General features: G+C 46.5%; 13 protein-coding genes. 8 read left to right on the top strand and 5 right to left on the bottom strand.

Features of this window, described 5'->3' with window-relative positions; translation table 11 throughout:
• The first annotated feature begins 7 nt into the window (after positions 1 to 7).
• Positions 8 to 370, top strand: coding sequence for an ATPase (locus tag UQW94_RS06570; RefSeq protein ID WP_011999176.1), 363 nt, complete (start codon positions 8 to 10; stop codon positions 368 to 370).
• Between the two features lie 85 nt (positions 371 to 455).
• Here the strand turns inward: UQW94_RS06570 and phnX are convergent, their stop codons facing one another.
• The 3 genes from phnX to phnW all read right to left on the bottom strand — a co-directional run bounded on the left by phnX (position 456) and on the right by phnW (position 4,137).
• The gene (gene phnX, locus UQW94_RS06575; protein WP_122069386.1) at positions 456 to 1,271 is read right to left on the bottom strand and encodes a phosphonoacetaldehyde hydrolase; all 816 of its coding nucleotides are present in this window, start codon (positions 1,269 to 1,271) and stop codon (positions 456 to 458) included.
• 356 nt (positions 1,272 to 1,627) lie between these two features.
• Positions 1,628 to 3,007, bottom strand: coding sequence for an aspartate aminotransferase family protein (locus tag UQW94_RS06580; RefSeq protein WP_161441644.1), 1,380 nt, complete (start codon positions 3,005 to 3,007; stop codon positions 1,628 to 1,630).
• A gap of 26 nt (positions 3,008 to 3,033) precedes the next feature.
• Positions 3,034 to 4,137, bottom strand: a complete 1,104-nt coding sequence (phnW, locus tag UQW94_RS06585; RefSeq protein ID WP_322142116.1) for a 2-aminoethylphosphonate--pyruvate transaminase — start codon at positions 4,135 to 4,137, stop codon at positions 3,034 to 3,036.
• Positions 4,138 to 4,402: 265 nt separating this feature from the next.
• Between phnW and UQW94_RS06590 the strand changes: the two genes are divergently transcribed.
• The 6 genes from UQW94_RS06590 (at position 4,403) to UQW94_RS06615 (ending at position 11,539) form a co-directional block, all read left to right on the top strand.
• A complete protein-coding gene (locus UQW94_RS06590; protein WP_322142117.1) occupies positions 4,403 to 5,413 on the top strand; it encodes a putative 2-aminoethylphosphonate ABC transporter substrate-binding protein in 1,011 nt (336 codons plus the stop codon).
• Between the two features lie 188 nt (positions 5,414 to 5,601).
• Positions 5,602 to 6,639, top strand: a complete 1,038-nt coding sequence (locus UQW94_RS06595; RefSeq protein WP_161440720.1) for an IS110 family transposase — start codon at positions 5,602 to 5,604, stop codon at positions 6,637 to 6,639.
• Positions 6,640 to 7,013: 374 nt separating this feature from the next.
• Entirely contained in the window at positions 7,014 to 8,120 is a 1,107-nt protein-coding gene (locus UQW94_RS06600) for a putative 2-aminoethylphosphonate ABC transporter ATP-binding protein (RefSeq protein ID WP_025768029.1), read from the top strand.
• An 8-nt stretch (positions 8,121 to 8,128) separates the two neighbouring features.
• Positions 8,129 to 9,853, top strand: coding sequence for a putative 2-aminoethylphosphonate ABC transporter permease subunit (locus tag UQW94_RS06605; RefSeq protein WP_322142118.1), 1,725 nt, complete (start codon positions 8,129 to 8,131; stop codon positions 9,851 to 9,853).
• A gap of 9 nt (positions 9,854 to 9,862) precedes the next feature.
• Positions 9,863 to 10,567, top strand: coding sequence for a phosphonate utilization transcriptional regulator PhnR (gene phnR / locus UQW94_RS06610; protein ID WP_005374048.1), 705 nt, complete (start codon positions 9,863 to 9,865; stop codon positions 10,565 to 10,567).
• Positions 10,568 to 10,633: 66 nt separating this feature from the next.
• Entirely contained in the window at positions 10,634 to 11,539 is a 906-nt protein-coding gene (locus tag UQW94_RS06615; protein WP_239945240.1) for an EamA family transporter, read from the top strand.
• A gap of 68 nt (positions 11,540 to 11,607) precedes the next feature.
• Here UQW94_RS06615 and UQW94_RS06620 read toward each other — a convergent pair whose 3' ends face one another.
• Together UQW94_RS06620 and UQW94_RS06625 are read right to left on the bottom strand one after the other, a co-directional pair.
• Entirely contained in the window at positions 11,608 to 12,159 is a 552-nt protein-coding gene (locus UQW94_RS06620) for an outer membrane beta-barrel protein (protein ID WP_005374044.1), read from the bottom strand.
• Between the two features lie 12 nt (positions 12,160 to 12,171).
• Complete coding sequence (locus UQW94_RS06625; RefSeq protein WP_005384371.1) at positions 12,172 to 13,098, bottom strand: VirK/YbjX family protein; 927 nt, start codon at positions 13,096 to 13,098, stop codon at positions 12,172 to 12,174.
• 412 nt (positions 13,099 to 13,510) lie between these two features.
• Between UQW94_RS06625 and UQW94_RS06630 the strand changes: the two genes are divergently transcribed.
• Positions 13,511 to 13,870 (top strand): DUF3316 domain-containing protein, encoded by a 360-nt coding sequence (locus tag UQW94_RS06630; protein WP_322142119.1) that lies wholly within the window; start codon positions 13,511 to 13,513, stop codon positions 13,868 to 13,870.
• Positions 13,871 to 13,933 lie beyond the last annotated feature (63 nt).

Consider the following 13,933-nt stretch of genomic DNA (forward strand, 5'->3'; position numbering starts at 1 on the left):
AGTGACTATGAAGAAGTTGACCTTACTTTCTTTGTCTGTGGTAGGCGCTACCGCACTATTGGCAATCGGACTGAGCTCAAGCAGCTTGGCAAACAATCAAGGATTTCCTCTCGTGGATGAACGCCAAGATCAAGCCGAGCAGCAACCTGCACGCTACTTTGTTAAGTATCATGAAGGAAAAGAGAGCGAGGTGAGAGCGCTTCTTCGTCAGCACAACATTGAAGTGGTCGACGCTCTGGTGAAACAACACGTGTTGGTTGTGGTGGGTGAACAGGCGGAAGTCGATAAGCTCGCGGATCACGATGCGGTCGAATACACTGAGCAAGAGCCGACAAGAAAGCTGCTATCTAACGGAACTACGCTTCAATAAGCCAAACTTCCTTGAGATAGTGCCAAAAAGAAAAACGCCCCTCACGTGAGGGGCGTTTGTTTCATTTATTTGTGGAAGATGAAGACTAAGGACGTTCACCTGCCGCTAGGCGACGTTCGATATCCGCAACCACCTCTGGGAAGTCAGCGATCGTATCGATAAGGTAGTGCGGCGAGCTCTTGAGCAGTTTTGCACGCGCTTTTTCACGAGCGGCATCAAGCGTTGCTTCGTCCGCGGCTTGGTATTCTTCAAACGTTAGACCTGCTTCGTTACCAGAAAGCAGCAAACCAACGGTCCACATACCTGCGTTGTGACCTTCATCGATACCCGGTGCGGCGTCATCCACTTTGATGCACGCATTAACGTCGGTAACATTCAGCTCAATCACGTTTTTCAGTGCCATAAATGGTGCAGGGCGACCACCTTGCGGCAGGTCATCCGTTGCTACTACGTAATCCGGTTTGTAGCCGTAATCCGCTGCCACTGGAATCAGTACGTCCATCACTTCGCGAGGGTAACCAGAACAAGAACCGATCTTAATGCCTTTGTCTTTCAGGCCGTTCACAACTTCAATCGCATTTAAGATAGGCTCTGCATGGTCAGCTACTTTTGCTTTTTGCAGAGGCATAAATGCTGCGTAGATAGCGTCGATGTCTTCACTGGTCATTGAGCGACCAAACTTCTCATTCCAACGTTTATCAACTGCAGGGATACGACCCACAGCTTGGATGTGATCCCACTTACCAAGCCCCATTGGTTCGCGCGCTTCCTCAAGATCGATATCGAAATCAAAGCCTTGTTTGAACGCTTCCACAAAGATACTGGTCGGTGCAAAAGAGCCGAAATCGACGATAGTGCCAGCCCAGTCAAAGATCACTGCTTGAATTGGTGAGTTGCTCATGTTCAATCCTTTTTCTTGCTTGCCAGAGCGCTGCCTACACGTTGGAACTGCGCTCAGGATAAATTGGTTTTTGTTGAGGTCTGTTGACTCTAGGTTTTGTTGACCTTTTGCGGTTAAATTTTGTTCGAGATAAAAGCGTTTTAATCGCGGCGAGAGGTTTGTAGCCTAGTCATTCTAAGCACAACACCTCACAACAAAGAGTAAAACGCTTTTAGCCGAACCCTTCGGGCAGCGTTTGTGGTTCCTTTCTTCTGCGTTATCGGCTTATCAGGTAGGACAGCTACAACTCAAAGCCTCTGCCTTGCATAAAGAACCCACAAACTGCTGCAAAAATCAGCTCAAAAGGTCAACAAAACCTAAATGTAGTTAAAGTCTTTACACACTTTGGCGATCGCTTCTTCGAAGATCGCCAACGCTTCTGTCAGTTGTTCGCGAGTGATGATCAGCGGTGGGCTGAGTTGAATCACGTTACCTTGCGATACCTTGAAGCTCACGCCGTTGTTGAGGCATTGGTACAATACAGCTTCCGCTTCGTCATACGCGCGTGCTTTGCTTTCGTGGTCAGTGACCAGTTCAATGCCCCACAACATGCCGATGCCACGTACATCACCAATCACCGGGTACTTAGCTTTCATCTCTAGCAGCTTTTCACGCATGAACTGGCTGTCGGCTTTGGCTTTATCTAGCAAGCCGTCTTGCTCAATAGCTTCCATGGTTGCCAGTGCTGCAGCACAACCAATAGGACTTTTCTCATGAGTGTAATGGCCCATGGAGATTTGCTCGGCAGTGTTGTATTTGTCTTTGGTTACCATGGCTGCGATAGGCACTAAGCCACCACCCAAACCTTTACCGATGCAGAGCATATCTGGCTCGATGTCGTAGGCTTGGTAGGTAAACCATTCACCGCTGCGACCCATGCCATTCGGGATGTCGTCGATGATCAGCATGACATTGTGTTTGTCACAGATTTCACGGATACGTTTCCAGTAGGCTTTACTTGGCACTTGTACGTCGGTATTACGAACCGCTTCTGCGATAAACGCGCCCACGCCACCTTCTTTCTCAATCACGTATTCAAGGTAGTCGGCGTAATGCACGTCGCTGCCGTCCGCGACAGGGAAAGCACCACGGTAAGATACGGCTGGGGGGATGCGTTCAACACCTGCCATTAATGGTCCCATGCCTTGGCGGAAACACGCTTCGCCACCTACTGAGATGGCATCCAATGATGCGCCGTGGAAGGAATCCCACAGAGACACCACCTTGTAGTTGCCCGTGATGTGGCGCGCTAGTTTAAGTGCCATGCCAACCGCAGATGTGCCACCCGGAGCAAACAACACGCGGTTCAATTCGCCGCCACAGATTTGTGTGAGCTTTTCGGCACATTCAATCGCGGTTTCATTAGTAAAACGACGTGGTGAAAACGGCAGTTTGGCAATTTGCTCTTGCACACGTTTAATCACATGCGGATGACCATAGCCCAACTGGTGGACGTTATTGCCATGGAAATCCATGTACTTTTTGCCGGTAGCATCTTGGATGTAGATGCCTTTTGCTGCTTCCAAGGTATCTAAGCAAGGCGTCGACATGGCTTGGTGAAGAAAGACCTCCGAATCACGCTTCAATAATGCTTGCGTGCGTTCGTCATCCATCGATGCATTCCAAGCTTGGCGCGCTGGCGTCGTGTTGACATCGCCTTCGCTACGGAAATGGGTCGGTTTGATATTCTGAGTCATAACGCTCTCTCAATCAGAAGGCTGCTTTACGCAACTTGCCAGTACATTGCTTTTTCAATCGCACCGATTAAGCGCTCGATATCTGCTGGGTAAACTTCGCCAATGTTGCCGATACGGAAGCAATCTGCGTTCGATACCTTACCCGGATAAATCACAAAACCTTGCTCTTTCAAACGCGTGTAGAACGCTTTGAACTGGTAATCACTGTGCGTCGGAGAGTAGAAAGAAGTGATGATTGGCGAGTGAAGGTCATCACTCAGTAGTGGCTCAAACCCCAAAGAACGCATACCTGCAACCAGTGTTTTCTGGTTAGTTTGGTAACGGTTATGACGAGCTTCAATGCCGCCTTCTTGTTCCAGCTCTAACAAGGCTTGGTAGAAAGCGCGAACCGTGTGCGTTGGAGACGTGAAACGCCATTTACCGTGGTTCACTTCCATGCAGTGCCACTGGTCGTAAAGATCAAGGCTCAAAGAACGTGCCTGACCTTGGCACTTTTCGAGTTCAGTTTGTTTTGCAATCACAAAGCCAAAGCCTGGTACGCCTTGGATACACTTGTTAGCAGAGCTGATCATAAAATCGATACCTAGTTGAGCGATATCGATAGGGATGCCACCAAAGCTCGACATGGCATCGAGAATCACCACTTTACCGTGCGCTTTTGCAGCAGAAGCAAACGCCTCAATTGGGTTAAGCATGCCAGTGGTTGTCTCACAGTGAACAATTGCAACGTGGGTAATAGCTGGATCCGATGCCAATGCAGTTTCCACCTCGTTCAAGTGTGGCTGTGATGTTTCGCCTGGGGAAACTACATGGCATGGAATATTTAGGTAATCAGCGATCTGAGCGATACGCGCACCGTAAGCACCGTTGTCGACAACCAACAATTTTCCATCTTTGCCAATGGCGCTGCCAATCGTCGCTTCTACTGATGCAGTGCCGCTACCTTGCATTAGTACGCTGGTGTAGCCGTCTTGCTCCGTCGCCAGTTTTACAAGCTTAGTGCGGATCACTTCTACAATGTCTTTGTTGTATTCATCATCCCAAGTACACCAGTCTTTTAGCATGGCTTCACGTACCGTTTCAGAAGTAGATAGAGGACCTGGAGTCAGTAGTAGGTATTCGTTTTTCATCTCGATTTCCATTAGAATAGGCTAGTTGGTCTACACCAAATTTCGAGTTCACTCTAGCGAGGAAGAAAAGGGCAGTAAATAGGCGAATATCCAATTTCATAAAACTTTAATATCCAGAAAATGGCGGAACAATTGAACGATTATTAATCGCAAATTTTCGTAAAACTGCCATTTAATGGTCATGATTTCGTCACAAAGGCTCAGTAGTGTGGTTATCGTCAACTGGTACAGACCAAATGAAACTTAGCCAAATTAACTGGAGAAAATGATGAAAAACCGTTTGATGAAAGGATCGCTGGCTGCACTTGTCTCTCTGCTAGCTACGAATGCAATGGCAGCACAGGAAGTCACGGTTTACACCGCTTTCGAAACTGACATTCTTGCTAAATACAAGTCTGCGTTTGAGAAAGATAACCCAGATATCAAGATTAAGTGGGTTCGCGATTCCACCGGTATCATGACGGCGAAATTGCTGGCCGAAAAGAACAACCCTCAAGCGGAAGTGGTTTGGGGTCTTGCTGGCTCGTCAATGGCACTGCTTAAAGATGAAGGTCTTCTTAAGCCTTACACACCAAAAGGTTTGGAAGAGCTGCACGCGAACCTAAACGACCCTCAATCAAACCAAGCTTGGTTCGGTAACGATGCGTTCTTTAACGCAGTTTGTTTCAACGAAGCGGTAGCGAAACAACTTAACCTACCGAAACCAACGTCTTGGGAAGACCTAACGAAGCCGGTTTACAAAGGTCACATTGCAATGCCGAATCCAGTGTCTTCTGGCACTGGCTACATGCAGGTTTCTGCTTGGCTACAAAACATGGGTGAAGATCAAGCATGGAACTACATGCGTGACTTAGACAAGAACATTGCACACTACACGCACTCTGGCTCTAAGCCATGTGTTCAAGCGGGTATGGGTGAAGTGGCTATCGGTATCTCGATGGCAAGCCGCGGCGCGAAGCTGAAAACACAAGGTGCACCACTAGCGGTTATCACACCAAAAGGCATCGGCTGGGAATCAGAAGCGGTTGGTCTAGTAAAAGAGTCGGATGCAGCGAAGCGCGTTGTCGACTGGTCAATCTCTAAAGCGGCAAACGAGCTTTACGTAGAAATGTACCCAGTGGTTGCACATAAAGAAGTGAAAGCGACAGTATCTAACTTCCCGAATGTTCAAGAGAACATGGCGAAGATGGACTTCGCGCAAATGGGCAGCAAGCGTGCAGAGATTCTAGCGGCATGGTCTGAGAAGTTTGACGCGAAATCAGAGCCAAAGTCTTAATTGAATTTGCTTTGAGTTGAATACTGAAATCCACCTCGGTTGAGGTGGATTTTTTTGTTTTCTCTGTTATTTCAGAGTTTGCTGAAAGTAGATTCCTAGTCTCACCTAGGTTCGCGATGTATGGACTCCCTCCCTCTGGAGGGAGCTAGAATTTATGGTGTCAAAGCCTAAATCTAAGGAGTCCATACATGAAAAAGTCTACTACTATCGCCATTGATTTAGCAAAGCACTCTTTCCAAGTTTGTAAGCTTCAAGGAAGCTCTGATGAGTTTAATAAAGTATTTACTCGCGAAAAATTAAAAGCTTGGTTAATACAACAACCTCCAACGACCGTGGTTATGGAGGCATGCTCTACAGCCCATTATTGGGGACGGTTCTGCTGCAACCATGGGCATTCGGTTTGCCTCATTGCCCCAAAATATGTCACGGCATATCGAACGGGACAAAAAACAGATAAGAATGATGCAACAGCGATTGCTGTTGCATCTCAGCAAGCTAACGCCCGTTTTGTCGCTTTAAAATCTATTGATGAACAGGCACTACAATCGATCGATAGAATAAGACAGCACTTAACCGATTCGATGACAGCGACAAGTAACATGGTTCGCTCCTTGCTTTCAGAGTTTGGCTTCAATATCCCCAAAGGACATAGCGCCTTTAAAAGGCACATTATTGAAATTCTGGAAGATGGTCAGAACTCACTTCCTGATATCTTAAGAGAGCACATAGCAAACGCATTTCATTTGCATGAGACCTTAGCAAAAAAGAGGGCAGATTTAGAAACGAGCTTAACCCAACACCTCAAGCACCATGATGCATGTAGAAAACTTGAAGCTCTAGAGGGCGTTGGTCCAGTCAATGCTTTAGGGCTTTATCTTTCGTTAGGAGCCAATGGCGGTAACTTCAAAAATGGTCGAGAGGCTTCGGCTTGTATTGGACTTACTCCAAAACAGCATAGTACTGGAGGAAGAGTTACCCTTTTGGGTATCAGCAAAAAAGTTGGACAGAAGAAGTTACGTTCAAGCTTGATACAGGGAGCGCTTGCTGTTGCGAAGGTTGTAAATAAACGAGAGCCAAGGAATGTTAAAGAGACTTGGCTCAAGTCACTGATTCAGCGTGCAGGGTTAATGAAAGCCGCGGTTGCTTTAGCAAATAAGACCACAAGAACAGCTTGGGCATTGCTTCATTATGGCAGTGAGTATCAAGTGCCTCTAACTTACGAGTAGTAAGTCAAAGACGTTATTTACATCTTGATATAGCGAAGAACAGGTAAGACCGACCTTGAAGAGCCAGATCATTCCTTTGGATTATTTCCGCGCTCGCGAAATGGCATCAAGGTGCGAATACATCTAGGGTCGAGTTAGCTACTCATTAAAACCCGAATATACGCATGCATCTAATCTATTCTCGCTAAACAAGTTGTAATAACTCGGGAGTCCATATACTGGAATGACGAACTTAAGAAAGTCGGGAATCTCTAATTACCACTTAAACAAACCTTATCTCTCTTCATCTATTTGTCATCTTCTGGCTATAAATTTGTCATTGGAACGTAACACTCCAAAACTAAAGTTGGTATATACCATCTGGAGCGTGTGTTATGTCAACTAACCAACATTACCTAAATATCGAAAATGTAGTGAAGCAATTCGGACAGTTCACTGCATTAAAGAAAATCTCGCTAGCGATTGAAAAGGGCGAGTTCGTTTGTTTTCTTGGTCCTTCTGGCTGCGGTAAAACCACTCTGCTACGTGCCATTGCAGGTTTAGACTTGCCAACGTCTGGTGCGATTTTTCAAAACGGTCAAGAGACCACATTCCTACCACCAGAGAAGCGCGATTTCGGTATCGTATTCCAATCTTACGCGCTGTTTCCGAACCTAACTGTGCAAGAGAACATTGCAGTGGGTTTGAAGAACCAAGGCATGTCGACAAAAGAAGCGCTAGAGAAGGTGGATTACTGGTTAGAAACCATTGGTCTTCCAACCTCTGGCGAGAAATTTCCTAACCAACTTTCTGGTGGTCAGCAGCAGCGTGTGGCACTTGCTCGCGCATTGGCGTTGTCTCCGGGCCTACTGCTACTTGATGAGCCGCTGTCAGCGCTGGATGCAAAAGTACGTGTTCACTTACGTGATGAGATTTGTAAGCTGCAACGCAAGCTTGGCATTACCACCATCATGGTTACGCACGATCAGGATGAAGCGTTGTCGATGGCGGATCGTATCGTGGTAATGAACCATGGCGTGATTGAGCAAGTTGGCACACCTCAAGAAATCTACCAACAACCAGCAACGCGCTTTGTCGCTGAGTTTGTCGGCAGCATGAACTTTATTGAAACCTCAGTAGCAACGGACTCCCAAGTACGCATTGCAGAAACCCTAATGCCAGCGCCAAGCTTGACCAATCGTGAGATCCAACGTGGTGACCGCTTCGACCTTGCGGTGCGCCCTGAAAGCATCAAGTTTGTTGAAAACTACAACAACTCTTTACCTGTGCGAGTTACCGCAACCGAGTTTCTAGGGGCGTTTTTCCGCATTGATTGCGTATTGCAAAACGACAGCTCAACGAAAACCATCGTCGTGGATGTGCCTGTGGAAACGGTTCAAAAACTCAATATCAAGGCGGGCGATGTACGTTACATCCAGTTTGCTGAAGAAGGGCTGCATGGTTACGCCGTGCCCTCGGTTGATAAAGCGCTAGCGGCGTAGGTGTAAACATGGATGCGAAGACAATGACGATGAATAGCCTGACCACACAAGACAAAGCAAAATCCTTACTCGGACGTGTTAGCCGCGACAACCTTGTGTTGTTCGGTTTGCTCGCTGGTTTGTCGACTATGATGGTGCTGTTCATCTTAATGCCGCTTTGGGCAATGTTGGCCAAGAGTGTGCAAAATGCCAATGGCGAATTTGTCGGATTGGCAAACTTTGCGACGTACTTTTCTTCTTCAAGCTTGTGGGTGTCGGTGGGCAACACCTTCACTTTGGGCGTGATAGTGACCTCGGTAGTGGGTGTACTTGCGTTTGGCTATGCCTACGCGCTGACTCGTTCATGCATGCCGTTTAAAGGTTTGTTCCAAATCTTAGGTACTGCGCCAATCCTTGCGCCTTCGTTGTTGCCGGCGATCAGTTTGATCTTCCTTTTCGGTAATCAAGGCATTGCCAAAGAGATGCTGTTAGGAAACTCGGTTTACGGCGTGATTGGTATCTCGATGGGTTTGATTTTCTGGACCTTCCCTCATGCATTGATGATCTTAACCACTTCGCTGCGTACTTCAGATGCCCGTTTGTATGAAGCAGCGCGCGCACTTAAAACTTCACCCATCAAAACCTTCTTTATGGTGACGTTACCTGCGGCGAAATACGGTTTGATCAGTACGCTTATTGTGGTTTTTACATTGGTTATCACGGACTTTGGTGTGCCGAAAGTGATTGGGGGCGGCTACAACGTTCTGGCGACTGACATCTTCAAGCAAGTCGTGGGACAGCAAAACTTTGCCATGGGTGCGGTGACTAGCATTATGTTGTTATTCCCTGCGGTAATGGCGTTTGGCGCAGACCGCTGGGTACAGAAAAAACAAAAGAGCTTATTCGACACTCGCTCGGTGCCTTATCAGCCAGAACCTAATAAAGCGCGCGACAGCATCTGTTTGGTTTACTGCAGCATCATTTCTATCGCAGTGCTGGCTGTGCTTGGCATGGCGGTGTATGGCTCGTTAGTTACGTTCTGGCCTTGGAACAAAGCGTTGACGCTAAACAATTACAACTTTGCTGAAATGAGCACTTACGGTTGGAGCCCATTCTTCAACTCGCTAACGCTGGCAGGTTGGACAGCGGTTATTGGTACAGCCATCATCTTTGTCGGTGCTTATTGCATTGAGAAAGGGCGTGCGTTTGGTCCAATTCGTCAGGTTATGCAAATGCTCAGCGTGGTGCCAATGGCGGTTCCTGGTATGGTGCTTGGCTTGGGTTACATCTTTTACTTCAATGACGCGAACAATCCTCTGAATGTGCTTTATGGCACCATGGCATTCTTGGTGATTAACACGGTAGTGCATTACTACACCGTGGGTCACATGACCGCCCTGACAGCGCTAAAGCAGTTGCCATCGGAGATTGAAGCCACGGCGGCATCGGTGAAGCTTCCTCAATACAAGTTGTTCTTTAAAGTGACATTACCTGTGTGCTTACCTGCGATTTTGGACATTGCGACTTATTTGTTTGTTAATGCATTGACCACCACTTCTGCGGTAGTATTCCTTTACTCAACCGATACGATTCCGGCTTCGGTCTCGATTCTGAATATGGACGATGCAGGTCAAACTGGCGCTGCAGCAGCGATGGCTGTGATGATCATGATGGCTGCCGCAATTGCGAAGATTGTTCAGATGACTTTGGGTAAATTGTTAGAAAATCGCACACAAGCTTGGCGCAAAAGATAAGGACACTTCGTGCAATACGTAAAAATTAAAGATTCGATTGTTGAACAGATTGAAGCGGGCATGCTATCGCCGCGTCAAAAACTGCCAGCAGAGCGTAAGTTGGCGGAGTCGTTCGATACTACACGCGTCACTCTGCGTGAAGCTTTATCACTGCTCGAAGCGGAAGGTCGAATCTATCGCGAAGATCGCCGAGGTTGGTTTATCTCACCTGAGCCATTGCGTTACGACCCAACCCAAACGCTAAACTTCCCGAACATGGCGAAAGCGCAAAATCGCGTGCCAAAAACGGAGTTGGTCGCAGCAAAAGGAACGTTGGCAAACAAACAAGCTGCGCGCTTGCTGGACTTGCAGCCTTTCTCGGACGTGTATCGAGTCGACCGTGTGCGATACCTTGAAGATAGACCTGTAGTATTCGTAACAAACTATATTCGCCCAGAGCTGTTTCCGAATCTGCTGGACTATGATTTGTCAAACTCACTGACGGACATTTACCGCGAGCATTATGGCGTGACGTATCAAAAGATTCGCTACCGCATTTCAACCAGCACTTTGTTGGGTGAAATGGCTCAGGCACTGCGCGCGACAGCCGGTACGCCAGCGATGGTAGTGGAGCGCATCAACTACAACCAGCACGGTGAGTTGATTGATTGCGATATCGAATATTGGCGACACGATGCCATTAGCATTGAATCTCTGGCGGAACTCAATCGTTAAGTGGATTTTCTCATTATCTAAGGCTCCATCTCGGGGCCTTTCTTTTATTCAGACAGGAACATTGAAATGGATTTGTTGGCGATTGGTCTCGTCGTTTTCTCTGCTGTTCTCCATGCGGGGTGGAATATCCTTGGCAAAAGCAACTCTGGGTCAGGGCTCGCGTTTACCATGGCCGCCAGCTTTTCTGCATGTTTCATTCTTACCCCTTATTTGATTTGGTATTTGGCAACCATTGGCTGGACATCATTACCGAGTGAGTTTTGGGGATTGCTGTTCATTAGCGGCATTTCACAAATGGTTTATCTGGTTGGTTTGATTGTCGCTTATAAGCACGCTGATGTGGGGGTGGTTTATCCGATTGCTCGGGCACTGCCTGTGATGATGGTCGGCGCAATCAGTGTTGCATTGGGACATGAATTATCTAGTCAGCAGTGGCTTGGATTCTTACTAATTACTCTTGGTTGTATGCTTGTACCACTGACGAATTTTCGTCAGATGACATTGGGCTCTTATTTGAACGTTGGTGTGTTCTGGGCATTGATTGCCGCAATAGGCACAACGGGTTACTCGGTAGTCGATAAAGAAGCGCTGAGTTTACTCACAGGACAAGCATCAGAGATCTTGAATGATCAGTACAGTGCAATCTTCTACTTGGGCGTGCAGTTTTGGGCAATTGGTATTCCTGCCCTTGTGTGGTGCTTAGTTACGGACAAGCCAGATGAGATTAAGACAGCGTGGCAGATCCGCAAAACAGCCAGCATGGCAGGGGTAATGATGGCATCCACCTACGGCTTGGTGTTGTTTGCGATGACCATGACCGACAACGTAAGTTTGGTGGTGGCACTAAGGCAAATCAGCATCGTGTTTGGATTGTTTATGGGGATTTGGTTTCTGTCTGAGAAATGGTATCTCACCCGAGGGCTTGGCGTTACTTCTATCGTGGCGGGGATCATTCTCGTGCTTACGTATTGACCTATATTCACGAAAAAAGGCAGCGAATGAGCTTCTCGCTGCCTTTTGTATTAACTTGTAAGCCTTGTTTAAAAACGCAGTTGCGCACCAAACATCACGCCGCTAGAGTCAAAATCGCTGTTTTTTGAGTACACATATTCTGCATTCAAACCAAAGTGTTTATAGCTCCAGCCGATACCGCCAGCCGCTTCACCTCCGACACTTGAGTGTTCGATGTTCTTGCTCTGACCGTTCACTTTATAAGTGTACTCGAGAGTGTAGAGAGTGACACCTGCCTTGCCGTACAGTTCGAAACCTGAACCCAGAGGATAGCTAGCATAGCCACTCAAGCGAGGTCCGGAGAAGCTCGTATCGGTGACTTCTGAAATCGGACTCACGAGTATCGAGCCGATACCGTCAAACGCGCCTTTATAACCTGCTTCGATACCAAAGTTATGTGTTGGCATGTAGCGGTAATATATTTCACCTAAGAACATGTCGCCTGATTCTTTGCTTGTCGGAGCATCGTAGTTCACATCGCCATAGCCAATGTTTGTACCTATGATGTGCTCACTGGTTTCTGCATTGGCTGACAAAGAAAAAGCCGACAACACTAAAGCAGTAATGAATGAATAACGCATGAACGCTTCTCCTTAGCTTTTAGCTTGCTCGCCTTTTAATATTTGTTCGAAAGTGATCTTGGTGTTGTCTAGCCATTCATAACGGCGACGATACATCGAACGCTTAGAGCGCGACATGCCTTCGATATCTCGACGGGGTGCATTTACATCAATTGAGTAAAAATGACGATTGTATTCGGTGCCGCCTAATTCTTGCCAGAGTGCATCGTAATCTGTTTTGATTCGCCCTTTGCTGTAGCGCTTAGCTGCGTAAGTATGGGACTGCGTTTTCACTGCTAGAATCGTGTTCACTTCCCAAATTTGTGCGAGCAAAGTGAGCAAGCTCACCATCAAGCTTTTTGGTCTCTGTCCGTAAAGCTTACGAGTTAGCTTTTTAATTTTCGCGTTGTTTTCTTCACTGCTTCGCGGTCCTTGTAAGCCGCCAATCATAATGCTGCGTCCAGATTCGATGTGACCTAGCGTAAAAGAGAGCGTGTAGAAGTTGCCATCTTCAGCGCTGTGCAGCACTAGGCTCATGTCGCCTTCTTTTTGATAACGTGCTTCGTATACTAATCTCACCGAGTACAGTATTTCGTCAATTTCAAAAGAGGCTAATGTTAGGCCTTTCGAGTCTGTGTAGATTTCTTCGATTGTTTGTTTAGAAAACAGTTCTGAAATCGTTTTGTAGTGATCAACCACCAAGTTAGAACGATCGAACGCTGAGTTGTTTTTGATGATATACGGACGAAACGGCTTCTCTAAAAATCGATGCGTACGTGTACAAAGCAACTCTAACAATGACGATTCAATATTGTCTGAAAGGTGCTTAAACGCACGTTTGTAATAAAGCGCACGTAAGATGAACTTAGCTCTGTAGGTCCAAATTGGCTTGTAGACATCAGCATAATCATCTGAGTAAATCGATTTGCTATGGTAAAAAATGGATTTGTTCGCGGTCATTTTCACTCCAGATTAACTTGTGCTCAATAGCGACAATTAAGAACCGACGGACGAGCAGCGAAGAACCCGAAAAGGAGGAATGCAAAGCACGACTGAAAAGAGGTGGTTTTTGCTGTGTCCGACGTTTTTGTAAGGTTTTGAACACTGTTCTTTTGCTGGAATTCTAAGAGAAAATTGACCTTAGGTATTGTATGGTTTGGTAAGGAAATGTCAGGTTGAAACCCATTGTTCAAAAGGAAGAAAATGCGAATGTCGGCTGAATATGACGTTGAGTTGCTAAGTTAATGTGAAATAAGTTGAACGAAAATTGAACATTATTTGAAATTGTTTTGACGTGTTTTAGGTCTTTATACGTACCTTATAAGTATCGAGCCAATTTTGGCCCGATGTAAAGGTAAGTAAGGAGAGGTTTATGAAACGCTTAACAACTTTAGCAAGTACGATTGCTCTGATTGCTGCACCTTCTATGGCTCTTGCTGGTGGTTATCATTGGACAAACGATACCGAAACTATCCATGGCGACGTAATGGATAGCAAACAAGCGGCTTATGAAATGGGCCGAGACATGATCCAAAGCTACCAAAATAAATCATCTGGACAACTCCGTGATGAGTTTACGAGCCTTACAACGTATGTTGATCGCCAATCGTTTTCTATCACTGACTCAAAAGTCATGGTAAATGAGTTCTTGCAAAGTGACGGGCAAGTTGTTTACCAGCCTATTCTCAATGTTCAATACGAGTACCGCATGCGTGAACCTGGTAATCGTTAATTAATTTATTCGCTAGCATTTATAACTCTATTGCCTATTTAATCCTTGTTGTGAATTCGTTTT

The organism is Vibrio sp. PBL-C16 (assembly GCF_034321865.1).
GTDB classification, from domain to species: Bacteria; Pseudomonadota; Gammaproteobacteria; order Enterobacterales; family Vibrionaceae; genus Vibrio; species Vibrio alginolyticus.